General features: G+C 61.2%; 16 protein-coding genes. 9 read left to right on the top strand and 7 right to left on the bottom strand.

Annotated features, from left to right (window positions below; genetic code table 11):
* Positions 1 to 159 precede the first annotated feature (159 nt).
* Complete coding sequence (locus FIV38_RS10485; protein ID WP_032867617.1) at positions 160 to 462, top strand: response regulator transcription factor; 303 nt, start codon at positions 160 to 162, stop codon at positions 460 to 462.
* 52 nt (positions 463 to 514) lie between these two features.
* Here the strand turns inward: FIV38_RS10485 and FIV38_RS10480 are convergent, their stop codons facing one another.
* Positions 515 to 793, bottom strand: coding sequence for a DUF3509 domain-containing protein (locus tag FIV38_RS10480; protein WP_029300345.1), 279 nt, complete (start codon positions 791 to 793; stop codon positions 515 to 517).
* A 350-nt stretch (positions 794 to 1,143) separates the two neighbouring features.
* On the opposite strand from FIV38_RS10480, the gene FIV38_RS10475 reads away from it, so the two are divergent.
* The 5 genes from FIV38_RS10475 to FIV38_RS10450 all read left to right on the top strand — a co-directional run bounded on the left by FIV38_RS10475 (position 1,144) and on the right by FIV38_RS10450 (position 7,650).
* Positions 1,144 to 2,970 carry a long-chain-acyl-CoA synthetase gene (locus tag FIV38_RS10475; protein WP_092235070.1) on the top strand — a complete coding sequence of 609 codons (1,827 nt, stop codon included), beginning with the start codon at positions 1,144 to 1,146 and terminating at the stop codon, positions 2,968 to 2,970.
* Positions 2,971 to 3,080: 110 nt separating this feature from the next.
* Complete coding sequence (locus FIV38_RS10470) at positions 3,081 to 3,596, top strand: ankyrin repeat domain-containing protein (RefSeq protein WP_092235071.1); 516 nt, start codon at positions 3,081 to 3,083, stop codon at positions 3,594 to 3,596.
* 150 nt (positions 3,597 to 3,746) lie between these two features.
* Complete coding sequence (locus tag FIV38_RS10465; protein ID WP_092235073.1) at positions 3,747 to 4,277, top strand: hypothetical protein; 531 nt, start codon at positions 3,747 to 3,749, stop codon at positions 4,275 to 4,277.
* A 67-nt stretch (positions 4,278 to 4,344) separates the two neighbouring features.
* Positions 4,345 to 4,536 carry a PLDc N-terminal domain-containing protein gene (locus FIV38_RS10460; protein ID WP_003172956.1) on the top strand — a complete coding sequence of 64 codons (192 nt, stop codon included), beginning with the start codon at positions 4,345 to 4,347 and terminating at the stop codon, positions 4,534 to 4,536.
* Positions 4,537 to 5,562: 1,026 nt separating this feature from the next.
* Positions 5,563 to 7,650 (top strand): LTA synthase family protein, encoded by a 2,088-nt coding sequence (locus FIV38_RS10450; RefSeq protein WP_092235075.1) that lies wholly within the window; start codon positions 5,563 to 5,565, stop codon positions 7,648 to 7,650.
* A gap of 173 nt (positions 7,651 to 7,823) precedes the next feature.
* On the opposite strand, the gene FIV38_RS10445 is transcribed toward FIV38_RS10450, so the two are convergent.
* Positions 7,824 to 7,976: a DUF3309 family protein gene (locus tag FIV38_RS10445; protein WP_032863216.1), complete on the bottom strand. Its 153-nt coding sequence runs from the start codon at positions 7,974 to 7,976 to the stop codon at positions 7,824 to 7,826.
* 330 nt (positions 7,977 to 8,306) lie between these two features.
* Here FIV38_RS10445 and FIV38_RS10440 point away from each other — a divergent pair, with 330 nt between their 5' ends.
* Both FIV38_RS10440 and csrA read left to right on the top strand, forming a co-directional pair.
* Positions 8,307 to 9,122 (top strand): SDR family oxidoreductase, encoded by an 816-nt coding sequence (locus FIV38_RS10440; protein WP_029298758.1) that lies wholly within the window; start codon positions 8,307 to 8,309, stop codon positions 9,120 to 9,122.
* A 343-nt stretch (positions 9,123 to 9,465) separates the two neighbouring features.
* Positions 9,466 to 9,660: a carbon storage regulator CsrA gene (csrA, locus tag FIV38_RS10435; protein WP_092235078.1), complete on the top strand. Its 195-nt coding sequence runs from the start codon at positions 9,466 to 9,468 to the stop codon at positions 9,658 to 9,660.
* Here the strand turns inward: csrA and FIV38_RS10430 are convergent.
* From FIV38_RS10430 to FIV38_RS10415, 4 genes are all read right to left on the bottom strand, one after another.
* The gene (locus FIV38_RS10430; RefSeq protein WP_003172962.1) at positions 9,657 to 9,884 is read right to left on the bottom strand and encodes a YheU family protein; all 228 of its coding nucleotides are present in this window, start codon (positions 9,882 to 9,884) and stop codon (positions 9,657 to 9,659) included. The two genes, csrA and FIV38_RS10430, sit on opposite strands and share 4 nt — an antisense overlap.
* A gap of 59 nt (positions 9,885 to 9,943) precedes the next feature.
* Positions 9,944 to 11,128, bottom strand: coding sequence for an osmoprotectant NAGGN system M42 family peptidase (locus tag FIV38_RS10425; protein WP_029298753.1), 1,185 nt, complete (start codon positions 11,126 to 11,128; stop codon positions 9,944 to 9,946).
* Between the two features lie 165 nt (positions 11,129 to 11,293).
* Positions 11,294 to 13,039 (bottom strand): N-acetylglutaminylglutamine synthetase, encoded by a 1,746-nt coding sequence (gene ngg, locus FIV38_RS10420; RefSeq protein ID WP_092235081.1) that lies wholly within the window; start codon positions 13,037 to 13,039, stop codon positions 11,294 to 11,296.
* Positions 13,040 to 13,042: 3 nt separating this feature from the next.
* Entirely contained in the window at positions 13,043 to 14,815 is a 1,773-nt protein-coding gene (locus tag FIV38_RS10415) for an N-acetylglutaminylglutamine amidotransferase (RefSeq protein WP_029298748.1), read from the bottom strand.
* A 310-nt stretch (positions 14,816 to 15,125) separates the two neighbouring features.
* Here FIV38_RS10415 and FIV38_RS10410 point away from each other — a divergent pair, with 310 nt between their 5' ends.
* Positions 15,126 to 19,964 (top strand): NEL-type E3 ubiquitin ligase domain-containing protein, encoded by a 4,839-nt coding sequence (locus FIV38_RS10410; protein WP_092235085.1) that lies wholly within the window; start codon positions 15,126 to 15,128, stop codon positions 19,962 to 19,964.
* Here the strand turns inward: FIV38_RS10410 and mnmC are convergent.
* Positions 19,956 to 21,953, bottom strand: coding sequence for a bifunctional tRNA (5-methylaminomethyl-2-thiouridine)(34)-methyltransferase MnmC2/FAD-dependent 5-carboxymethylaminomethyl-2-thiouridine(34) oxidoreductase MnmC1 (gene mnmC / locus FIV38_RS10405; RefSeq protein ID WP_092235088.1), 1,998 nt, complete (start codon positions 21,951 to 21,953; stop codon positions 19,956 to 19,958). The genes FIV38_RS10410 and mnmC overlap by 9 nt on opposite strands.
* Positions 21,954 to 22,111: the final 158 nt, after the last annotated feature.

Raw genomic sequence — 22,111 nt, 5'->3', positions numbered from 1 at the left:
GGGAATGGGCTCTATAGTTTGTAAGTTATAGCTATTTGTCTGTGGGTCGATGTGTTAATCCCAGGCTTTATGTAACTCTCCCGTCGCTGTGTATTTATCTGTCAATAGGAGGAGTCCGAATATTGGCAGTGCAATTCAATAAGAGACGGAGAGGTATGCATGAGCAGCCCAGATGAGTCGATCCCATCCGTGGCGCCTGCGGCAAACGAGGCCTGTGAACAGGCCTCCGACCACAGGGCAGATGGCGCACAACTGGCGTTGCCGAACAAGCCGCTGACTGCCAAGGAACTGGAAATATTGCATTGGGCCACGGAGGGCAAGACCGTATGGGAAATCAGTCGGATCCGTTGCGTCTCACAAGCCACGGTAAAATTTCACCTGCGCAATATCTACTGCAAGCTGCGCGTCAACAACCGGGTCCAGGCGGTGAGCGAGGCGATCAAGCGCGGTTTGTGCAGATAAAAAAAGGCCGTGAAGCCTGACGGCTTCACGGCCCTGGAAAACAAACCGGTACTCAGGCCGAGTGGTAGGTCGGCAGGGCAAAGCGGTGCTGGCTTTGCAGCATCGAAATCTGCGGCAGCTCGCTGGCCTGTTCTGCCAGGTCACGACGGATGGCGCTGATGACCCACGTCAGTTGGTCGGCAGTGTGCAGCTGCTGGTACGAGATCGAGCGTTTGATCTGCTTGCCCTCGGTGTTGCGCAGGGTCAGCAGGATGCCACCGTCAGGACGCGCTTGGGTGGTGACGTCGTAGTTGGAGAATACAGAAGCGAATTTGTCTTGGATCAGGCTCATGTCTATCGGCTCCATTGGCTCGTGTTGTGCGGCATGGAGTGATAGGTGCAGTGATTGTGCCAGTATTGCTTTTTATAAAAAATCCTTACAAATCAGTATCTTATAAAAAATTGAATTTTTCGGTTTCGTGCAATATGCATGAATGGCCATCGTGCATCCTGCATTTTGCGCTATTGGCCGGTGACGAACGGTGCTGGTCGGCACCGCGCTGTGGGATACAAAACATTGCAAATCCTGCGTGTACAGCCAAGGAATGGCTGACGTATTTTCCTGCAAGGCATTAAGGAACGGTCCTACGTCCCATGACGGCCTGCAGACCCTACGAATAATAAGAAAAAGGACTTCTGTACATGAGCAATCCGAACAGCGAGATGATTACCCTCGGCATGATGTTGCGCAAGGTGCCGACCATTGTCCGGGCCCTGCCACGCCTGGTACGGGGTATCCGCGTCGCCAACATCACTGACCCCGATCAACCCTGCGGGTTGGGCTGGACCTTCGAACAGGCCACCCAGCGCAACCCCGAGGGCGCGGCGCTGCTGTACGGCGACCAGGTGCTCAGTTACCACCAGGCCAACCAGCACGCCAACCGCATCGCCCATCACCTGCAGGCCCAAGGCATTGGCAAGGGGGATGTGGTCGCGCTGTTTATTGAAAACCGTCCGGAACTGCTGCTGACCGTGCTGGCGGTGGCCAAGGTCGGCGGCATCTGCGCCATGCTCAACACCGCGCAAACCCAGGCGGTGCTGGTCCACAGCCTGACCCTGGTAGACCCGGTGGCGATTGTGGTCGGCGCGGAGCTGGTCGAAGCCTACGACGCCGTGCGCGGGCAGGTGGCGATTGATCCTCAGCGCACCTGGTACGTTGCCGAGCAAGCGGCGGCGCCGGTGCCCGCGGGCTATGTCGACCTGATGGCAGCCAGCGCGGACTGCTCGCCGGATAACCCCGCAAGCACCCAGCAGATCTACTTCAACGACCCATGCTTCTATATCTACACCTCCGGCACCACCGGTTTGCCCAAGGCTGGCATCTTCAAGCATGGCCGCTGGATGAAATCCTCGGCGAGCTTCGGCACCATCGCCCTGGACATGGGGCCGGAGGACGTCGTGTATTGCACCCTGCCGCTGTACCACGCCACCGGGCTCTGCGTGTGCTGGGGTTCGGCGATTGCCGGCGCGTCGGGGTTTGCCATCCGCCGCAAGTTCAGCGCCAGCCAGTTCTGGGATGATGTGCGCAAATTCAACGCAACCACCCTGGGATATGTCGGTGAGTTGTGCCGCTACCTGATCGACCAGCCGCCAAGCCCGCGCGACCGCGACAACCGCGTGGTGAAGATGATCGGCAACGGCTTGCGCCCCGGGGTGTGGGGGCCGTTCAAGGAGCGCTTTGGGGTCGAGCATATCTGCGAGCTGTACGCGGCCAGCGACGGCAATATCGGCTTCACCAACGTGCTGAATTTCGACAACACCATCGGCTTTTCCCTGATGCACTGGGCACTGGTGGACTACGCCCACGACACCTGCGAACCGATCCGTGGCAGCAATGGCTTCATGCGTGAAGTGCAGAAGGGCGGGCAGGGCCTGCTTCTCGCCAGGATCGACGACAAGGCGCCGTTCGATGGCTACACCGACCCGGAAAAGAACCGCAAGGTGGTGTTGAGCGATGTGTTCGAAAAGGGCGATCGCTATTTCAATACCGGTGATTTGTTGCGCAGCATCGGCTTTGGCCATGCGCAGTTCGTCGACCGCCTGGGCGACACCTATCGCTGGAAGGGCGAGAACGTCTCCACCACCGAGGTGGAAAACATCTTTATGCAGCACCCGCAGATCACCGAGGCGGTGGCCTACGGCGTGGAAATCGCCAACACCAACGGCCGCGCCGGGATGGCGGCGATTACCCCATCCGAATCCCTGGCAACCCTGGATATGCAGGCGTTGCTGCAGTTCGCCCTGAGCCAGATGCCAACCTATGCGGTGCCGCTGTTCCTGCGGATCAAGGTCAAGATGGAAACCACTGGCACCTTCAAGTACCAGAAGGTGCGGCTCAAGGAGGAGGCGTTCGACCCGGCCAGGGTTGGTGATGATCCACTCTATGCCTGGCTGCCAGGTACGGATGCCTATGTACCTGTGACCGAGCAGGTGCTGGCGGATATTCAGGGCGGAAAATATCGCTACTGACGGCACGTGATAGAGCCTGACTATTGCTGCCTTCGGCAAAAAAGGGGTGACAGGCGTGGCGCTGCTCGGGAAACTGACGGCCTTACGCCACACCTCACAGGGAGCCGCAGATGTCAGATCAAGCCAAACAAATGACCGAAGAAGAAGCCGCCGAATTTGCCGAGCAGGTCTTCGACGTGGCCCGCCGGGGCGATGCCGCCATGCTGGCCGCGCTGCTGGCCAAAGGTTTGCCGGTCAATCTGCGCAATCACAATGGCGATACCTTGTTGATGTTGTCCGCCTATCACGGGCATGCCGAGGCGGTGAAAGTGCTACTGGAGTTCAAGGCCGACCCGCAGATCGCCAATGATAAGAACCAATTGCCGATTGCCGGTGCGGCATTCAAGGGCAACCTGGCGGTGGTCACGGCGCTGATCGAAGCTGGCACTCCGGTAGACGGTGCCTCTGCCGATGGCCGCACGGCGCTGATGATGGCGGCGATGTTCAACCGTACCGAGATGGTCGATTACCTCCTCAGCGTCGGGGCCAACCCGAAGGCCACCGATGCCCAGGGCGTGACTGCACTGGTGGCGGCCCAGACCATGGGCGCTGCCGATACAACAGCCCAACTGCAAAAGCTGGCTTGACCAAATCCCCCTGTAGGAGCCGGCTTGCCGGCGATGGCGTCAGCAAGATCGCCATCGCCCGCAAGCCGGCTCCTACAGGGGGATTTGTCGCGTTTATCAACCAGTGTTATCGTCGCGCCCCCAAAATCGGCCCCAGCACAGGATGTATCCATGAAAACCGCCCTCATCGAACTCATCGGCAAAATCAGCACCGGGCTGATGAGCGATGCCGAGGTTGCGCAGATCGCCGACGAGGCTGCCCAAGCCTACGCGGATGCCGATGGGTTCCTGGCGGCCAACCCCGATATCAACTACGACGACAGCTTCCCCATCCCCCTGGGTGAGTGGATTGTGGTCGGTAGCCTGCCGGAAACGGTGCTGTTCCAGGCCGATACCTACCAGGACCTGTTCGCCCAGATCGTCGCCTCGTTTGGTCCCGACGTGGCGTTCAACCTCAAGCCCAAGCAATTGGCCAAGACCGAGGCGCTCACGGCGCTCAATCGCATCCAGATCCAACTCAGTGCCATGAACCCGGAAAACGGCGGCTATACGCTGATGAACTTCAGCCAGTTGCTCGATGATGAGATCCAGGCGGTGTTGGTGTACGGCAACGATGTACCACGGGTGCTGGAGTTGTGTGCCGCAGTCGGGATCAAGGGCGAACCATCCCTGGAAGCCTTGCGTATCGCGTTGCATGTCTGAAATAAAACGGAACCCTCGTCAGGGCTGGCTATCCTAAGCAGGCAAGCCCTCACTTAGGAGCGACACCATGGGTTCCACATTTAATGGTCTGATCGGGTTGATCATCCTTGCACTGGATATCTGGGCGATCATCAACGTGTTCAAAAGCGGCGCCAGCACCGGGGCCAAAGTGTTATGGATCCTGTTGATTCTGCTGTTGCCGGTATTGGGCCTGATTATCTGGGCCATCGCCGGGCCACGGGGCAATGTGCGGATCTGATCTTCAGTGGGCACGATCAAATAGTGTGCGGCCTTGCCCGCGATAGCTGTGAGTATCTACACAAGTATCTTCTTGGTATGGGTACATATCCGTTGTTGCGGTCACGGCCACTTAGGGTTCCGCCCTTACGGCGGCCCCCAAATCAATATCGGATTACGGCCAGCGTGGTTTAACGGGGCGCCTAAGATCAAAATCACAAGCAGAGCGAGGCGGCCTGACAGCCGACCTGATCGTCGAAGCGTGCGCGTCCCCCTTGTGGGAGCGGGCTTGCTCGCGAATGCGGTGGGTCAGTGATGGATATATTGACTGATACACCGCATTCGCGAGCAAGCCCGCTCCCACAGGGGAATGCAGCTCCGCGCTCTGGCTTTGTTGTTGCTGTTGCTCTGCTTTTGATCTTGGGCGCCCCGTCAAACCACGCTGGCCGCAGGCAGGTATTGCGTAGTGGGCACCCCGGCAAGATGCCGGGGTAGCCGCGACACGGCCATGGATGGCCGATCGCGGCGGGCCCACGGAGCAATGCCTGACTGCGGGCATGCCGAGCCTAGGCGAGGCACCGAGTGGTGGGGCAAGAGCGCTTTGGTTACTTTCGCGCTCTTCGAAAGTGACCCGCCGTCAGGGCGGAACCCTAAGTGGCCGTGACCACAGCAATGGATATGTACACACCCCCAAAAGAGCAACTTGTGCAGATCCTAATGCCCCATCAGTACCCGATTAATTGGCTGACACGCGAGCAAACCCACCCCCACATTTTTGTACCCCGCATCCATTAGATTTGTGTGTCTGGATATTCGCTGCACAAAATTTTCACACTTCATCCAAGACAATTCCCCCGCTATATTTTCCTGCCACGGTCCCTCTGTGCCGCCAGGAGCCCTGCGCGCTGAGTAATCAATAGCGTTGCCGACGTTGATCGGGCACCATCTGCCCACCGCGTAATACCCTGGACCCTATGCCTCTATTGGCCGGGGCAGGACGCCGCTGCATTATTTCGCAACTTAAACTTCCAATGGGTCCTCAAACAACATGGCAAACCCGGACGCCCTGAATCAGCAGCGAGCTTCTAATCGCCTGCTGCAACCCACCGTCAAATCCCACCTGGCCTACACGCTGCTTTGCGCCCTGGTCATGATGGTGATGCTCTCCCTGCTGCGCCTCGGGCTGTTGATCTACAACAGCGACATGATGCTCGACACCCCGGCCTCGACCTTCCTTGAAGCGTTCGTCAACGGCCTGCGCCTGGACTTGCGCCTGGTGGTGTACCTGAGCATCCCGCTGATCCTGGCGCTGTTCAGCGTGCGCGCCATGGCCGCCCGCGGGTTCTTCCGGTTGTGGCTGACCGTGGTTTCCAGCATCGCGCTGTTCCTTGGCCTGATGGAGATGGACTTCTACCGCGAGTTCCACCAGCGCCTCAACGGCCTGGTCTTCCAGTACGTCAAGGAAGATCCGAAAACCGTGATGAGCATGCTCTGGTACGGCTTCCCGGTGGTGCGCTACCTGCTGGGCTGGGCCGTGGGTACGTTTATCCTGAGCATCGCCTTCAAAGGCGCTGATCGTGCAACGCGGCCCCGTGGCCCGTTCAGCGGTGGCACCGTCGGCACCCGCCAGGTTGCCCCGTGGTACAGCCGCATCGCCGTGTTCGTGGTGTGCTTGCTGATTGCCGTGGTCGCCGCGCGTGGCACCCTGCGCCAGGGCCCGCCGCTGCGTTGGGGTGACGTTTACACCACCGACTCCAACTTCGCCAACCACCTGGGCCTCAACGGTACGCTGTCGCTGATCGGTGCGGCCAAGGCGCGTTTCTCCGAGCATCGCGAGAACGTCTGGAAAGCCACCCTGGAGCAACCGCTGGCCACCCAGACCGTGCGTGACATGCTGGTGTTGCCTGACGAAAAACTGGTGGATACCGACACCGCCGCCGTGCGCCGTGACTTCACGCCACCGGCCGAGAAGACCCTGCCGATCAAGAACGTCGTGGTGATCCTGATGGAAAGCTTCGCCGGTCACTCGGTGGGCGCGTTGGGCAGCAACGGCAAGATCACGCCGTACTTCGATGAGTTGACCAAGGAAGGCCTGCTGTTCGACCGTTTCTTCTCCAACGGCACCCACACTCACCAGGGCATGTTCGCCACCATGGCGTGCTTCCCGAACCTGCCAGGCTTCGAATACCTGATGCAGACCCCGGAAGGTAGCCACAAGTTGTCGGGCTTGCCGCAATTGCTCAGTGCCCGTGATTTCGACGATGTGTATGTCTACAACGGCGACTTCGCCTGGGATAACCAGTCGGGCTTCTTCAGCAACCAGGGCATGACTAACTTCATTGGCCGCAATGACTTCGTCGACCCGGTGTTCTCCGATCCGACCTGGGGCGTGTCCGACCAGGACATGTTCGACCGTGGCCTGCAAGAGTTGAAGGCGCGCGAGGGCGGCAAGCCGTTCTACGCACTGCTGCAAACCCTGTCCAACCATACGCCGTACGCCTTGCCGACGCCGTTGCCGGTCGAGCCGGTGACTGATCGTGGCCGCCTCAACGAACATTTGACGGCCATGCGCTACTCCGACTGGGCCCTGGGCCAGTTCTTCGAGAAGGCCCGCAAGGAGCCGTACTTCAAGGACACCCTGTTTGTGATCGTCGGCGACCATGGTTTTGGTAACGAGCAACAGATCACCGAAATGGACCTGGGCCGCTTCAACGTGCCACTGCTGCTGATTGCCCCGGGCATGCAGGACAAGTTCGGCGTGCGCGACCACACCGTGGGTACGCAGATCGACATTGTGCCGACCATCATGGGCCGCCTGGGCGGCGAAACCCGTCACCAGTGCTGGGGCCGTGACCTGCTCAACCTGCCGGAAGGCGACAAGGGCTTTGGCGTGATCAAGCCATCGGGCAGCGACCAGACCGTGGCCTTGCTCACGGCTGACCGTGTGTTGGTATTGCCCAAGGAGATGCCACCGAAACTGTGGCAATACGAACTGGGCGCCAACCCTACCGGCAAGGTAATCCCTGAGTCGGCGGATGAGGCACAACTCAAGCAGAAACTTGAGTCATTCCTGCAGACCGCTACCAAGAGCCTGCTGGATAACACCGCAGGCGTGGTAGACGGCAAGCCGGACTAATCGCCAGGCAATAAAAAAGAGGCCTTCTTCAAGGCCTCTTTTTTTGCATCTTTTTTTGTAGGCGCGAGCTTGCTCGCGAAAAATGTCCAGGCAACACGTTTGTTCTGGATAACCGCAGTGCGGCTGAGTTCTTCGCGAGCAAGCTCGCTCCTACAGTTACGCAATCAACGCCGTTATATCTTGCCCAGCAACAACAGGATCAACAGCACCACCAGCACCGTACCGAGAATACCCGATGGCCCATAACCCCAGTTGCGCGAGTGCGGGAACACCGGCAGGCCGCCGACCAGCAGGAGGATCAGAACAATGATAAGAATGAGGCTCATAGGTTGTTTTCCTTATTCGTCTTCTGAAAAGACCTGATTGTTAATTGTCAGAGCCGCACATCTAAAACGGCTGCCTTAACCAATCCGACTCCTGCACTTTGCAGAAAATTCCCTGTTTTTTTAAAGCGATTTGGCCGTTGGCTTATTTCCTTTTTAATTGTAGTGCGGCTTCGCACTTAGTTTAAAAAGATTGAACTAACCCCAGGCCCTGGCATCCGACCGGGCCCTTGGTTTGCCCGCGGCATTCAGCAACTTGATGGTGCATGGGGCGGTGAATAACCTTCGCTACACTGGCGCGTACTTCTTCCCTGAACCACAAGGCTACTTCCTATGCAAAATCGCATGATGATCACTGGCGCCGGATCCGGCCTGGGTCGCGAAATCGCTCTGCGCTGGGCCCGCGAAGGTTGGCAACTGGCCTTGTCGGATGTCAGTGAGCCGGGTTTGCAGGAAACCCTCGCGCTGGTGCGCCAGGCCGGTGGCGATGGCTTTATCCAGCGCTGCGACGTGCGTGACTACAGCCAGCTCACTGCCTTTGCCCAGGCCTGCGAAGTCAAGCTGGGCGGTATCGATGTGATCGTCAACAACGCCGGGGTCGCCTCCGGTGGGTTCTTCAGTGAATTGTCCCTGGAGGATTGGGACTGGCAGATCGCAATCAACCTGATGGGCGTGGTCAAGGGCTGCAAGGCCTTCCTGCCGCTGCTGGAAAAAAGCAAGGGCCGGATCATCAACATCGCCTCGATGGCGGCGCTGATGCAAGGCCCGGCCATGAGCAACTACAACGTGGCCAAGGCTGGTGTGGTGGCGCTTTCGGAAAGCCTGTTGGTGGAACTCAAGCAGCAGGAAGTCGGGGTGCATGTGGTTTGCCCGTCGTTCTTCCAGACCAACCTGCTGGACTCGTTCCGCGGCCCCACCCCGGCGATGAAGGCCCAGGTCGGCAAGCTGCTGGAAAGCTCGCCGATCACGGCGGCGGACATCGCCGATTACATCTACCAGCGCGTGGCGGCCGGTGAGTTCATGATCCTGCCCCACGAACAAGGGCGGATGGCCTGGGCCTTGAAGCAGAAAAACCCGCAGTTGCTGTATGACGAAATGACCAGCATGTCGGAAAAAATGCGCGCCAAGGCCCAATCGGTCAAAAGTTAACGGGCGCACTGGCAAGTCTGGCTCAATCGCTGATTGTGGCGAGGGGGCTCGTCCCCCGCTGGGCTGCGCAGCAGCCCCAAAATATGCCACCCCGGTGTGTCAGATAAAACTCGGTGAGGCTTATTGGGTTGGGGCTGCTGCGCAGCCCAGCGGGGGACAAGCCCCCTAGCCACAGAGTAAACGGTGCGTTTGGTTTTTTACTCTTTTGCGGCGTTTTTTATATTTGTCTGTCAGTAAAGTTAACCAAGGCTTGTAGGGGAGGTCTGTTTAGCTGGCAAGGCATTGATGGGGCATGGGGGAGGGCGCATGGTCGATGTCCGGTAACTTTCAAAGGACAAACGCCATGCTGGTACTTAGCCGCACCGTAGGCGAAATCATTTCCATCGGCGATCACATCACCCTGCGGATCCTGGAGGTCAACAACTTCCAGGTGAAACTCGGCGTGGAAGCGCCGGCAGGGGTCAATGTGCATCGGGCGGAGGTCTACGAAAAGATCCGCAACCTGCAGGGACAGCCGGTGCCCGTGGCCAACCCTTAGTCGAACAGATGCTTGGGCACGTCGTGCTTGAGCATCAGTTGGCACTGTTCACTCTCCGGATCGAAAACGATCAGCGCCTGGCCCTTGGTCAACGCCTGGCGTACGCGCAGTACGCGGGTTTCCAGGGGCGTGTCGTCGCCGTTATCGGTGCCGTCGCGGGTGACGAAGTCTTCAATGAGGCGGGTCAGGGTGTCGACTTCAAGTGCATCGTGGGGAATCAGCATACAAGCCTCAAATGGTTGATCCCGGCGATCCTACTGTGCCGGGATCATTGTTGCCAGCTTCAGGATTTCTGCCCGACCAGGCTATCCACCGACGGCACGCGGGTGTCGCTCTCCATTTGCGTCTCGTGCTCCAGTTGATGGCTGAAGCGGTCCAGGGAACCCTGGGCGGGCTGGGCATCGCTGGCAAATACCGGCGGGCTGAGGATGTAGGCGCCAAGCAGGCGACTCAATGCCGCCAGGCTGTCGATATGGGTCCGCTCGTAACCGTGGGTCGCATCGCAGCCAAAGGCCAGCAGCGCCGTGCGGATATCGTGCCCGGCCGTCACGGCCGAGTGGGCATCGCTGAAGTAATAGCGAAACAGATCGCGGCGTACCGGCAATTCATGGTCGGCGGCCAGGCGCAGCAGGTGACGGGACAAATGATAGTCGTAGGGCCCGCCGGAATCCTGCATCGCGACGCTCACGGCATGCTCGCTGGAGTGCTGGCCGGGGGCGACCGGTGCAATGTCGATGCCGACGAATTCGCTGACATCCCAGGGTAATGCCGCCGCCGCGCCACTGCCGGTTTCTTCGGTGATGGTGAACAGCGGGTGGCAGTCGATCAGCAACGGTTCACCGCTGTCGACGATCGCCTTGAGCGCCGCCAGCAAGGCGGCGACCCCGGCTTTGTCATCCAGGTGGCGGGCGCTGATATGGCCGCTCTCGGTGAACTCCGGCAGCGGGTCGAAGGCCACGAAGTCGCCGACACTGATCCCCAGGGAGTCGCAATCGGCACGGGTGGTGCAGTAGGCGTCCAGGCGCAGTTCGATATGGTCCCAACTGATCGGCATTTCATCCACGGCGGTATTGAACGCGTGCCCGGAAGCCATCAGCGGCAGGACGCTGCCACGGATCACGCCATTGTCGGTGAACAGGCTCACGCGGCTGCCTTCGGCAAAGCGGCTGGACCAGCAGCCCACGGGGGCCAGGGTCAGGCGGCCATTGTCCTTGATCGCCCGCACGGCAGCGCCGATGGTGTCCAGGTGCGCGGAAACCGCGCGGTCCGGGCTGTTTTGCTGGCCCTTGAGGGTGGCGCGGATGGTCCCGCGACGGGTCATTTCAAAGGGGATGCCCAGTTCTTCGAGACGCTCGGCGACGTAACGCACGATGGTGTCGGTAAAGCCGGTGGGGCTGGGGATGGCGAGCATTTCCAGCAGCACTTTTTGCAGGTAGTTGAGATCCGGTTCGGGGATGGTTCGGGTCATGGAAACTCCTGATGAGTTGAGGGCATCGATGGTTTCGATGAGGGGGCTGAGGGTATTGGGTGCCTGGGCTGGCCTCATCGCGGGCAAGCCCGCTCCTACAGTTGATCGCGTACCACTGTGGGAGCGGGCTTGCCCGCGATGAGGGCCGACCAGTCAACGCCTATCTCAAGCCGTGGACTGACTATGGGGAAACAACAGATCCACGAATTTCTCCGCAGTCGGTTGCGGTTCATGATTGGCCAAGCCGGCGCGTTCATTGGCTTCGATAAATACATATTCCGGCTGGTCGGCGGCCGGCACCATCAGGTCCAGGCCCACCATGGGGATGTCGAGGGCGCGCGCGGCACGCACGGCAGCGTCTGCCAGGGTCGGGTGCAGGATCGCCGTGACATCTTCCAGGCAACCGCCGGTGTGCAGGTTGGCGGTGCGCCGCACGGCCAGCACTTCGCCGGAAGGCAAGATGCTGTCGTAGTCGTAACCCGCCGCTTTCAAGGTGCGCAGGGTTTCGTCGTCCATGGGGATGCGGCTTTCGCCATCGGTGGCCGCCTGGCGTCGGCGGCTTTGCACTTCGATCAACGCGCCGACGCTGTGCTTGCCGTCACCGATCACCTGGGCCGGGCGGCGGATGGCGGCGGCCACCACTTCAAAACCAATGACCAGGATGCGCAGGTCCAGGCCTTCGTGGAAGCTCTCCAGCAATACCCGCGAGTCAAACTGGCGCGCCGCCTCGATAGCGCTTTGCACTTCTTCGATGGTCTGCAAGTCCACGGCCACGCCCTGGCCCTGTTCCCCGTCCAGGGGCTTGACCACGATGCGCTGGTGTTCGTCGAGGAACTCCAGGTTATCGTCGGCGCTGGCGGCCAGTTGCTGCGACGGCAATTTCAAACCGGCGGCGCTCAGGGTCTTGTGGGTCAGGCTCTTGTCCTGGCACAGGGTCATGCTGATGGCGCTGGTCAGGTCACTCAACGACTCGCGGCAGCGCACCCGCCGCCCGCCATGGCTGAGGGTAAACAGCCCGGCATCGGCGTCATCTACCTGCACGTCGATCCCGCGTCGGTGGGCTTCTTCGACAATGATCCGCGCATAGGGATTGAACCCCGCCTGAGGCCCCGGGCCAAGGAACAGCGGTTGGTTGATGCCATTCTTGCGCTTGATCGCGAAGGTGGTGAGGGCACGAAAGCCGAGCTTGGCGTAGAGGCTTTTCGCCTGGCGATTGTCATGCAATACCGACAGGTCCAGGTAACTCAGGCCACGGCTCATAAAGTGCTCGATCAGATGGCGCACCAGCACTTCACCGACCCCCGGCCGCGAGCATTGCGGGTCTACGGCCAGGCACCAGAGGCTGCTGCCGCTTTCCGGATCGTGGAAGGCCTTTTGATGATTGAGGCCCATGACGCTGCCGATCACCGCGCCGCTGTCTTCGTCCTCGGCCAGCCAGTACACCGGGCCACCTTGATGGCGCGGGGTCAACAGGTTGGCATCCACCGGCAACATGCCGCGGCCCTGGTACAGGCGATTGACGGCCTGCCAGTCGGCTTCGCTCTGTACCCGACGAATGCGGAAGCCACGAAACACCCGAGTCGCCGGGCGGTAGTCGGTGAACCACAGGCGCAGGGTGTCGGACGGATCAAGGAACAACTGCTGTGGATCGATCCCGAGGATCTGCTGGGGCGCCGCTACATACAGGGCGATATCCCGTTCCCCCGGCTGCTCATTGAGCAACTCCAGGGCCAGGCTCGCCGGGTCAGGGAAGGTATGGCCAATCAACAACCGGCCCCAGCCGCAATGCACGGCGATGGGTTGCGCGCTGGGTTCGCTGCCGTCTTCGGCCAGGCGCGCTTGCAAGCGCTCGTAGGAAGGCGCCTGGCCGCGCAGCAGGCGTTGGCTGTAGGCCGTGGCGTGAGGTTTCATCAATCAGAGTCCTTGTTCGCTGAGCCACAGGTTCAGCGCTGCCAATTGCCACAGCTTGGAGCCGCGCAGCGGGGTCAGTTGGCCTTGTGGATCGGTGAGCAGGCGGTCGAGCATCGCCGGGTTGAACAGGCCGCGATCCTGGCTGGGGTCCAGCAGCAGGTCACGTACCCAGTTCAAGGTGTCACCCTGCAAGTGCTTGAGGCCGGGCACCGGGAAGTAGCCTTTCTTGCGGTCGATGACCTCACTGGGGATGACCCGGCGCGCCGCTTCCTTGAGCACTTGCTTGCCGCCGTCCGGCAGCTTGAATTTGCCCGGCACCCGGGCCGACAACTCCACCAGGCGGTAGTCGAGGAACGGCGTACGGGCTTCCAGGCCCCAGGCCATGGTCATGTTGTCCACGCGCTTGACCGGGTCGTCCACCAGCATCACCGTGCTGTCCAGGCGCAGGGCCTTATCCACCGCGGCATCGGCCCCCGGCTGTGCGAAATGTTCGCGCACGAAGTCGCCGGCGGCGTCATTGGCGGTCAGCCATTGCGGCGCGACAGTGGCGGCGTAATCGTCGTAGCTGCGATCAAAAAACGCATCGCGATAGGCAGCGTAAGGATCGCTGGCCCCGTCCACCTGCGGGTACCAGTGATAGCCGGCAAACAACTCATCGGCTCCCTGGCCGCTTTGCACTACCTTGCAATGCTTGGCCACTTCCCGGGACAGCAGGTAGAAGGCGATGCAGTCATGGCTGACCATCGGTTCGCTCATGGCGCGGAACGCGGCCGGCAGTTGCTCGATGATCTCGCTTTCGGCGATGCGCAATTGGTGATGCTGGGTGCCGTAGTGTTTGGCGATCAGGTCCGAATACTGGAATTCGTCACCACGTTCGCCGCCGGCATCTTCAAAACCAATGGAGAAGGTCGACAAGTCCTGCACGCCCACTTCCCGCAACAGGCCCACGAGCATGCTCGAATCCACCCCACCCGAAAGCAGCACGCCCACATCCACCGCGGCGCGTTGACGGATCGCCACGGCTTCGCGGGTGCTGTCGAGCACGCGGTCGGTCCAGTCTTCCAGGGTCAGGTTCTTTTCATCCTCATGGGGGCCGTAGGGCAGGGTCCACCAGGTTTTCTGCTCGGTGGTGCCGTTGGCATCGATGCGCATCCAGCTGGCAGGCGGCAGTTTTTCGATACCCGCGAGCAACGTGCGCGGCGCGGGCACCACGGCATGGAAATTCAGGTAGTGGTTGAGCGCCACCGGGTCGAGGATCGGGTTGATATCGCCGCCCTTGAGCAGCGCTGGCAACGCCGAGGCAAAACGCAGGCGCTGGCCGGTGCGCGACAGGTACAAGGGCTTCACGCCCAGGCGGTCACGGGCGATGAACAGGCGCTGGCTGTCGCGCTCCCAGATCGCGAAGGCGAACATGCCGTTGAGCTTGGGCAGCAGTGCTTCGCCCCAGGCGTGGTAGCCCTTGAGCAGCACTTCGGTATCGCCACCGGAATAAAACGCGTAACCCAGGGCTTCGAGTTCGCTGCGCAATTCGGGGAAGTTATAGATCGCGCCGTTGAAGGCCAGGGACAGGCCCAACTGGGCATCGACCATCGGTTGGGCGGAGCCATCCGACAGGTCCATGATTTTCAGGCGCCGATGGCCCAGGGCAATCGGCCCTTGAGCATGGAAACCCCACGCGTCGGGGCCGCGAGGGGCCAAGTGATGGGTGATGCGCTCAATGGCTGCCAGGTCGGCAGGTTGGGCATCGAAACGTAACTCTCCAGCTAATCCGCACATAAATTCCTTACCGGTTTTTCCGTTGGGGAGGGATAAAAACGCACCCGTCAATACGGCGGGTACCCAGAGACTGACCCCATCCGTGTTGCGGGAGTTTTAGAACAATGCGTTATAAGGCAAATGGCCTGCGCTGATTTTGTAGTGGGTATCGCACGCCGTGGCCTGGCGTTGAAGGGCGGTATATAGATAGGCAATGACATACAAATAGTGGGCGGTTCAGCGGGCTGAACGCCCTGCTATTCGAATCGGTTTTCAGGCGCGATGGGCTTAGGGTGTGGAGCCATGTTCAACGTCATAAGGGACGTGGTAGATGACACAAACACCCGAGCAAAAACAGGCCCCCCGCGTTGTGGCGCCAGAGGAGCGGTTGCGGGCCCTGCTGGATATCACCGGCCACCTGGACAAGGCGCAGACCTTGATCGAGACGTTGCCGACGTGGTTGGAGGCGGCCACGCCCGGCGCTCTTGAAGCCCTGGAAAAGGCCCACGCGGAAAGTGAGGCACCCCGCCAGCGCGCGCGCCGGCTGCTCAACCGCGTCAAGCCCCTGGATACGTTTTGCGCCGAGCAACTCACAGCCTTTTTGGCCACCAAGGCGCTGAACACCCTGGATATCCACCACGACACACTGGAGGTACCCACACGCAACCTGAGTGGGGTCGGTCCGGATCTGGGCGGCCTGCTTATAGAAACCGTGAACCTGCAAAAGCACAGCCTGTTGCAGGCCGCCATGCAGAACTTTGCGGCGGCCAGTGCCGCACCCGGTGGCCTGCCGCAGGCCGCCGTGGTACGTGTCGGCGCAAAACGGCTGGCATCGCCGACGTTGACCGCTGCGCAGTTTGTGCAGTATTGCCGTGAGCTGGACCTGGGGGCCGCCTACCAGGCGCATATTCGCGAGATCTTCAATCTGCCCGCGCCCGAAGAAGGGCCGGTCGACCCCACGCGCGGTTACAACCCGGCACTCGCCGCGATTGGTCAATCGCGGTGCATGGACATGCAGGTTGATCTGCACATTGCCTACGCCAGGCGCGATCTCGACGAGGCCACTTACCGGCTGTTGCAGCAACTGATCTGCGCGGATTTTCCCGCGAGCGAGGTCACATCGATGTTGCTCGATGGCAAACCATTGGCCTGGCATGGGGTGAGTATCAATGAGGTTTGCATCTGGAGCGTGTTGATATTTTCCCATCACACCTACGACGCTTTTGCCAGCGGGCCGTTTCTGGTGTACATGCCCAACGAGCCGGTCAGGCCGTGGTACCGGTATGCGTCGCTGGAGGATTTCAAGCTCTACCTGACCCTCAAGCTTCAGGTGAAAAGCTACCGCCTTTTTTTTAACGGCTACCTCGACGAGGCGCAGCGCTTCGATTTTTTCCAGCGGTTCGACCGCACCCGCACCCTTTACGCCGTAGAACCGTTGCCGGTCATTGGTAACTTGTCGGCGTTTTTTTTCAGTGCCTATGTGACTAAGTTACAACTGGACGCGCAGGTTCTGGCGGTGCCCAAGGCGCAAGTCGACGAAGAGGCCCGCCAGCAGCGCTTGCAGGACTACATGGATGTCGGCCTGACCGTATTGAACGTGGCCGGCCTGGTCGTGCCGCTGTTGGGCCAGTTGATGATGGGCGTGGCGGTCGGCCAACTGCTGGGCGAGGTGTTCGAGGGGGTTGAGGACTGGCGCCACAATGACCGTCAGGAAGCGCTGAAGCATTTGGTCAATGTCGCAGAAAACCTCGCCACCATGGCGTTGTTCGCCGCCGGTGCCAGCCTAGTGGGGCGACTGCGACAGACGCAGGCCAATGCGCAGCGGTTCTTCGACGGGATGGAAGCCGTCAAGCTAGGGGACCGCAGTTCGCGCTTGTGGCGCGGTCGCCCGATGCCTTATCGCCAGGCGCTGGACATTACAGGAACGGTGGCCAGCCCCAGGGGTATCTATCAGATCCTTGGGCAGTCCTATGTCAAGGTCGAGGGCTCGCTGTACGCCATTGCCTTTGATGAGCGCACCGGTTACTGGCGGGCCTTGCACCCGCTGCGCGAGTCGGCGTATCGCCCGTTCCTGACCCACAATCGTCAGGGCGGCTGGCAGTTCACCTTTGAGCGTTTGCACGAATGGCGTGACCCCGAGTACCTGCTCAAACGCCTGGACCCCAGCCTCGCAGACCTGCCCGACGGCCATCTGAAAGATATTGCCAGCATCACCGACATGACCACGCCCCGCCTGCAACAACTGGCCCTGGAAAGCCTGCCGCTGCCGGAGCGCTTTCGGGAGTGTGCAATGCGGTTCAACCTCAATCAAAAGGTCCGGGATCTGCTCTGGCAACTGGAGCACCAGCCATCCCCGGACCCGAGCACGGCGCATACCCAGTTGCTGGCGCTGCCCATGGTCGAAGGCTGGCCCCAGGGAAGGTTTTTCGAGGTGCTGGACCAAGAGGGTGTATTGCTTGAGCGCTACCCTGACACGGCACCGTTCGACTATGAAGACCTGAGTATTCACATTACCGAACAGCAGTTGAGCGAAGGCAAGGTCATCTCCACGACGCTGGCGGCACTGGACGCCGATGAGAGCCAGCAATTGCTGGGCGGGGTGTATTCGGCGCAGGCGGCGCCCGCGGTATTGAGGCGGCGTTTGGCTGCCGCCCTCAGGCCCAATCATCGGCGGGTGTACGAAAAGCTGTACGAGGATTACGACAGGCTCGACCTGGGTGATCATGGCCTGCTCAAGCAGCACTACCCGCAGTTACCGACCCGCCTGGCGTGGGAGGTCATGACTGGCATCCCGACAGAACAACGCTGGGCATTGCGGCGCACCGGGCGGATCCCGCTGCTGGTGGCGCAGCGGGCGCGGGAAACCCTGGAAACGCTGTATGAAGATCAGGCCGTGCTCGGCTTGCATCTGCCGGAGCTGGCGGATGAGGCAACGTGGCGCCTGGCGCTGGGGTTGTTCGACGGGCTGCCGGGCTGGCCAGAAGATGTTTTTCTGCAATTGCGCCAAGCGTCAGCGACGGGGCGGGTGCTGGGGCAGGCGGGCAACCAGGCCGCTGTATTTACACGGACGTTGATTCATTCGGCCAAGGGTTTTGAAACCCTCGACTCACAGGGCGTCGTGGCGGGCAAGGCATTCGGAGGGCCACAGGGTTTCTATCAGGCCGTTCTCGAGAGCCTGGCGCCCGCACAGCGCGCAAGGTTGCAACTGGAGGGGAGCAGCGCCGACGTTCAGTTGCGTAATAAAGTCATATTCAAGGCGCGGGATGAACGCGGCCAGCTTTCCCGTTACCTCTGGCCTGAACGGGCGGCGCTGCCCGAGCAACCGGTGGCCTGCGTGCAGGCGATGAGGAAGGAGCAGGTCAAGCATCCGCTGGAACTGGTGCGCAAGGTGCGCAAGCTCTACCCGTTGTTTGATGAGGCGCGCATCGCGACCTTCCTCCAGGGGCTGGGGCCGGATCACCTGGCCCGGGCCAAGGCGGTTCGCGCGCTTGAACAGCAGTACGAGGCCCTGCGCCGTGCGCTCAAGCTGTGGTGCAGCGAGACGGCTTCGCTGGAGAAACTACCCAACCCCGTGGCGGACTATCGCTGGAGCCGCCTGCAATCGGCGCAGACGATCAAGCGCTGCTGGCAATCGGCGATGCTGCTGGCCGATGCATACGGTGAAAAGGTTCCCAGCCTGAGCCTCGATGGTATGGCCGTTGGCCCTTTGCCGACATTGCCGGCGAGCATCCGATTTGACGCCATCGAGCAACTGTCGCTCAAGCGCATGGGACTCAACGATGACGTTGCCTACTTTCTCAAGCACTTCAAAGGTCTACGTTCGCTGGAGCTGACCGGTAACGAGCTGACGCTTTTGCCCGAAGCGCTGTCCCAGATGCCTGAACTGCAACGCTTGTACTTGAACGGCAACCGCTTGCAACTCACCGAATACACACGGGCCAAGCTCGCGGATATGCGCGGGCTCAGGGTCTTGAACCTCAGCGACAACCCGTTGATCGATCCGCCGCTGGTTAGCCGGATGTTTGAGTTGCGCCATTTGGTCCTGAGCAATTGCCGGCTCAAGGATTTGCCCAGTGGTCTGCTGCGCATTCCTAATCTGGAAAGTGTTGACCTGCGTGACAATGACATCGCCCAGTTGCCCGGCTGGCTCTTCACCCAGACGCGGCAAAGGGCCGAGATGATTAACTTGCGCCACAACCCGCTGGATTCGCGCAGTCAACAGTTGTTGAGCAACTTTCGCAACAGCGTGGGGGTGGGCATGGGGTTTATCGAGGACGATATCGCCCGGCTCAACGAGCAGCGCGCCCGGGAGCTATGGTTGACGCAGGATGGGGCCAGGGGGGTGGCCGAGAAGGAGCTGGCCTGGAAGGGACTCAATGATGAACCCGGTTCCGACGGCCTGTTCAAGCTGCTGGCCGAGCTGGGGGGCACGGCCGATTCGATGCAGGTGCGTGAAGATATGGCGCGTCGGGTATGGCGGGTACTGGATGCCGCTGCCGCCGATGTGAAATTGCGCGAAGAGATTTTTGAGCGCGCCGGCACACCGTTGAATTGTGACGACGCCGCCGCAGTGAGTTTCAGCAATCTGGAAGTATTGGTTGAGGTCAACGAAGCAACCAGGCTGTTGGAAGGCGGGCAGATGAATGCCAAATCGTTGCTGCGCCTGGGCAAGGGCCTGTTCCGCCTTGAGCAACTGGAGGGCATGGCCCGCGCCCATAGCAACGAGCATCCGTTGTCGGACCCGCAGGAGGTCAGCCTTGCGTACCGTACCGGGCTGGTCGATCAGTTTTACTTGCCGGGCCAACCCCGGCACATGCGCTTTTCCCGATTGGGCGGGGTCACGCCGCAGGCGTTGCGCACTGCCGAGTCTCGGTTGCGGGCTGCCGAGTTGTCGCCGGCGCTGCAGAAGTTTCTGGTGGAGTTGCCATTCTGGGTCGGCTATCTCAAGCGCACCTTCAGTCGTGGGTTCGAGCAGGTGAACGAGCCCTACGACCAGCGCCTGCAAGCGGTGTTCGACCAGGGCCTGACCCTGGATGACGCTTCCTATCGCGACCAGATGAATGAGGTGCTCAGGGAGCAGAGGCTGGCCGAACAAGCAGAGCTGGAACGCCTCACCGAGGAGGCGTTGAAATACCAAGAGTTGGTCGGCTGCGGTTTGCCGTTAGCTTGAATGCCCGGTCACATTGCTGCGCACCAACGTGCGCAGGGCAAAACGATTCGGGTGGCAGGCTTCGGCCACGCTTCGGGGCAAGGGCAGTGGCTCGTTGTCGAGCCAGGCGGCGAGTAGCTCGGCGCTCAACGGTGCGGTGATCAGCCCACGGGAGCCATGGCCGCTGTTGACGTACAGGCCGTCCAGCCACGGGCAGGCTATGTCGGGCGTCTGGCGCGCATCCTTGCGCAGGGCCGCGTAGGCCTCGGCGAAGGCCGGGCTGTCGGCCAACGGCCCGACAATCGGCAGGTAGTCCGGGCTGGTACAGCGGAACGCGGCACGGCCTTGCAGGGTGTCCGGGGCGAGGCTGGACGCTTGCAGGCGTGCGGCCAGGTCGGGCGAGATGGCCGCAAGCAGGGCCAGGTTGCCCGCGTGGTCGGCGGCGGTGGCAGTCAAGTCGTCGCTCTTGAAATCGAAGCTGGCCCCCAGCGTGTGTTCACCCAGGCGAGGCGGGGCCACGTAGCCTTCGGCGCAAACCACGGTGGCCAGGCTTTGACTGCTGCCGGTCTGTGGCACGCGGGTGATTTGCCCGCGGATCCGTTTGAGGGGCAATTGGGCACTCGCCGCAAAGCGCTTGACCTCGGCCGCCCCGGCCAGCACTACCACCGGTGCGCTGGCCAGCAACCGCTCGCCGTCAAAGGCTTGCCATTGGTCATCGACCTTGCGCAGGTCCAGGGCATCATGATGGGTCAGGATCTCGATGCCCGGCTGACGCGCCTGCCATTCGCACAATGCGGGCGGGTGGACCCAGCCGCCCTCGGGGTAGAACAAGCCGCCCGATTCAAGGCCGATACCGGCCTGCGCCTGCGCCTGCTGCTGATCCAGTTGATGGACCAACTGCGGATCGAAGGCTGCTGCCAATTGCGCCTGGCGTGCGGCCTCCTTGGGGTTGAAGGCCAGTTGCAAGACCCCGCAATTGTCCCAGTCGAGCCCGCGTTGCAAATGCTGGAGCAGGCGGCGGGTATGTCCAAAACCACTGACAATCATCTGCGACAGCGCGGTGCCATGGGCGGACAACTTGAGGTACAGCACACCCTGAGGATTGCCTGAGGCTTCTTGCGCCAGGCCGTCATGGCGCTCCAGCAGGCTGACCTGCCAACCCCGCGCCGCAAGGCTGGCCGCGGTGGTGCAACCGGCCATGCCGCCGCCGATGACCAGGGCCCGGCGTTCACCGCGGTGCGCCGGCGGGCGGGCGAACCAGGGCTTGATCGCTGGCGGCGCGGGTGTTTGCGACGGCCAGCCGAGGAATTCGCCACGCAGGATTTCCCACTTGTGACCGATGCCCGGCGTGCGCTTCATCTTGAACCCGGCGCCATTGAGCAGGCGCCGTACCCAGCCGGTGCTGGTGAAGGTACTGATCGTCGAGCCCGGTGCCGCGAGTCGGGCCAGTTCGGCAAACAGTTCGGCGGTCCACATGTCGGGGTTTTTCGCCGGGGCAAAGCCGTCGAGAAACCACGCATCGACCTGCGCGTCCAGTTGTGGCAGTTGTTCCAGGGCATCGCCAATCAACAGCGTCAGGGTCACGCGTCCTGCGTCCAGCACCAGGCGCTGGAAGCCCTGGTGAATGGCCACGTATTGCGCCAGCAGTTGGTCGGCCCACGGCTTGAGTTGCGGCCACAGGGCCAGGGCGCGTTGCAGGTCGGCATGGCTCAGGGGGTACTTTTCCACACTGACAAAATGCAGGCGGGCGCCGGGCGCTGCGTGCTGGTCAAACAGCTGCCAGGCGCACAGGAAATTCAACCCGGTACCAAAGCCGGTCTCGCCGATCACTAGCCGCCCACCCTCGGGCAGCGCGGCAAAGCGCTGCTGCAGGTGGTTCTGTTCAAGGAACACATAACGGGTTTCGTCCAGGCCCGACTGGTCCGAGAAGTACACGTCGTCGAAGACCCGCGAGCGCGGGCGTCCCTGGTCGTCCCAGTCAAGCTGGGCATTTGGCGATACGGGGTTCATGGGTAACTCGGCAAAGACAAGGCGGCCATTCTAGCCGATCGCGGGAGCGCCGGCCGATCCGCGCCGGCCTGTGGTGGTAGCCCGCTGATGGTTGCACGCAAAAAACCTCTGTAAAGCACCCGCTAACGATCAACTATCTGCGTAAATTCAAAGGCTTG

It is taken from the genome of Pseudomonas proteolytica (assembly GCF_007858275.1).
Classification (GTDB): Bacteria; Pseudomonadota; Gammaproteobacteria; order Pseudomonadales; family Pseudomonadaceae; genus Aquipseudomonas; species Aquipseudomonas proteolytica.
Note: the sequence above shows the minus strand (reverse complement) of the source record. Positions and strands in the feature narration are given on the sequence as shown.

Excerpts from the sequence above, each read along its gene's own strand:
- FIV38_RS10475 (WP_092235070.1), top strand. The coding sequence starts at position 1,144 with ATGAGCAATCCGAACAGCGAGATGATTACCCTCGGCATGATGTTGCGC.
- FIV38_RS10430 (WP_003172962.1), bottom strand. The coding sequence starts at position 9,884 with ATGCTGATTCCCCACGATGCACTTGAAGTCGACACCCTGACCCGCCTC.
- FIV38_RS10425 (WP_029298753.1), bottom strand. The coding sequence starts at position 11,128 with ATGACCCGAACCATCCCCGAACCGGATCTCAACTACCTGCAAAAAGTG.
- FIV38_RS10460 (WP_003172956.1), top strand. The coding sequence starts at position 4,345 with ATGGGTTCCACATTTAATGGTCTGATCGGGTTGATCATCCTTGCACTG.
- FIV38_RS10470 (WP_092235071.1), top strand. The coding sequence starts at position 3,081 with ATGTCAGATCAAGCCAAACAAATGACCGAAGAAGAAGCCGCCGAATTT.
- FIV38_RS10410 (WP_092235085.1), top strand. The coding sequence starts at position 15,126 with ATGACACAAACACCCGAGCAAAAACAGGCCCCCCGCGTTGTGGCGCCA.
- FIV38_RS10445 (WP_032863216.1), bottom strand. The coding sequence starts at position 7,976 with ATGAGCCTCATTCTTATCATTGTTCTGATCCTCCTGCTGGTCGGCGGC.
- csrA (WP_092235078.1), top strand. The coding sequence starts at position 9,466 with ATGCTGGTACTTAGCCGCACCGTAGGCGAAATCATTTCCATCGGCGAT.
- FIV38_RS10440 (WP_029298758.1), top strand. The coding sequence starts at position 8,307 with ATGCAAAATCGCATGATGATCACTGGCGCCGGATCCGGCCTGGGTCGC.
- mnmC (WP_092235088.1), bottom strand. The coding sequence starts at position 21,953 with ATGAACCCCGTATCGCCAAATGCCCAGCTTGACTGGGACGACCAGGGA.
- FIV38_RS10450 (WP_092235075.1), top strand. The coding sequence starts at position 5,563 with ATGGCAAACCCGGACGCCCTGAATCAGCAGCGAGCTTCTAATCGCCTG.
- FIV38_RS10485 (WP_032867617.1), top strand. The coding sequence starts at position 160 with ATGAGCAGCCCAGATGAGTCGATCCCATCCGTGGCGCCTGCGGCAAAC.
- ngg (WP_092235081.1), bottom strand. The coding sequence starts at position 13,039 with ATGAAACCTCACGCCACGGCCTACAGCCAACGCCTGCTGCGCGGCCAG.
- FIV38_RS10415 (WP_029298748.1), bottom strand. The coding sequence starts at position 14,815 with ATGTGCGGATTAGCTGGAGAGTTACGTTTCGATGCCCAACCTGCCGAC.
- FIV38_RS10480 (WP_029300345.1), bottom strand. The coding sequence starts at position 793 with ATGAGCCTGATCCAAGACAAATTCGCTTCTGTATTCTCCAACTACGAC.
- FIV38_RS10465 (WP_092235073.1), top strand. The coding sequence starts at position 3,747 with ATGAAAACCGCCCTCATCGAACTCATCGGCAAAATCAGCACCGGGCTG.